Source organism: Olsenella profusa F0195, assembly GCF_000468755.1.
Taxonomy (GTDB): domain Bacteria; phylum Actinomycetota; class Coriobacteriia; order Coriobacteriales; family Atopobiaceae; genus Olsenella_F; species Olsenella_F profusa.
This window is the reverse complement of the sequence record NZ_AWEZ01000033.1, coordinates 1-1,300: the sequence shown is the minus strand read 5'-3', so window position 1 is coordinate 1,300 and position 1,300 is coordinate 1. Positions and strand designations below refer to the sequence as shown.

Here is a 1,300-nt window from a genome sequence, read left to right as displayed (position 1 = left end):
CCGGAATTTCGATTTTGAGCACAACTTTCTTTCGGGTTTCAGCACTTAACTTTTTCGGCTTTCGTCATGGGCACGCCGACGCCCTATCTTCCTGATTTGCCCAGCATGAGGCTCTCCCCGAGCCTGTGGCTGGGGCCCTTGAGCTCAACGAGCCTGCCGTGGCGCGCGACGCGGTCGACGATCGCCGCCGCAAGCTTGTCGTCGGCGAACACCGTGCCCCACCTGCCGGACTCGACGTTGGTGGTGAAGATCACGCTCCTCCTCTCGTAGCTTTCCGATGTCACCTGGCAGGGCAGCCTCGCGCCGTCCACGTCGAAGGGCACGTAGCCGAACTCGTCCAGGACCAGCAGCCTCGCCTTGGCGATGTCCGCGAGCAGCCTGCCGGGCGTGCCCTCGCGCTTCGCCTTGCCGAGCCGGGGCGCGAGCTGCGCGGTCTGGAAGAACCTCGCCGCGTACCCCGCCGAGGTCGCGGCGATGCCGAGTGCGGTGGCCACATGGGTCTTGCCGCGGCCGGTCTGGCCGCAGGAGACCAGGTCCCCGGCGTCGCGCACGAACGCCAGCGAGCACATCTCGTCTCGCCCCCACCCTTCGGGGAAGGCGACGTTCGACCAGTCGAACCCGTCGATCGACTTCGGCACCGGGAAGCGCGCCTGGCGCAGCAGGCGCTCCCTTTTGGTTCGGCTCCTGTGGGCGATCTCGGCCTCGAGCATCGCGGTGCACGCGGCAACCTGGCCCGGGGTCGCCGACGACAGGAAGCCGTCTATGGCGTCGTTGGATATGTAGAGCGCCCTGGCGGAAGCGCGCAGCGCCGAGTGCGCCGCCTCACGCTCCGAGCTCGTCATCGGCATGGCGGCCACCTCCCTCGAGCATCCTCAGGGCGTCGTCGTAGACGCCGAGGTCGACCGCCTCGTCGTACCCGACGCGCGCGTCCCCCGCCGCCGCTCTCGCTGCCGAGAGCGCCACCGAGGCGCGGTCGACGCCCCCGGTCAGCCTCAGCGAGCGGGCCATGCCCTCGACCGCGGCGCACCAGCCGCGCTGGGCGCTCTCGTCGCGCAGGACCCTGAGGTCCGCGGCGAGGCCCTTGGGCTGCTCCGAGTCGAGGAAGGCGACGAGGTCCTCGGGGAGAGACGACCTCACGCTGGAGTCCCCCCGGCCCGCCGGCCTCATGCACAGGAGCCTGAGCTGCAGCGTCGGGTCGGAGCTGTCCGTCGGGGCGTCGCCCCATTGGCGCTCGTAGGTGGCGACGACCTCGCCCGTGGAGGCGTCGACCACGGTGACGTCGAAGGCGCCGAGCGCGACG

Annotated in this window: 1 protein-coding gene and 1 pseudogene; both read right to left on the bottom strand. The window is 70.2% G+C overall.

All coding sequences use genetic code 11. The features are described from left to right. Positions 1–83: 83 nt before the first annotated feature. Positions 84–848 carry an IS21-like element helper ATPase IstB gene (istB, locus tag HMPREF1316_RS04245; protein WP_084620842.1) on the bottom strand — a complete coding sequence of 255 codons (765 nt, stop codon included), beginning with the start codon at positions 846–848 and terminating at the stop codon, positions 84–86. After that, positions 823–1,300, bottom strand: a pseudogene (locus HMPREF1316_RS14360) (IS21 family transposase); the annotation flags it as partial. The gene istB and the pseudogene HMPREF1316_RS14360, both read right to left, overlap by 26 nt.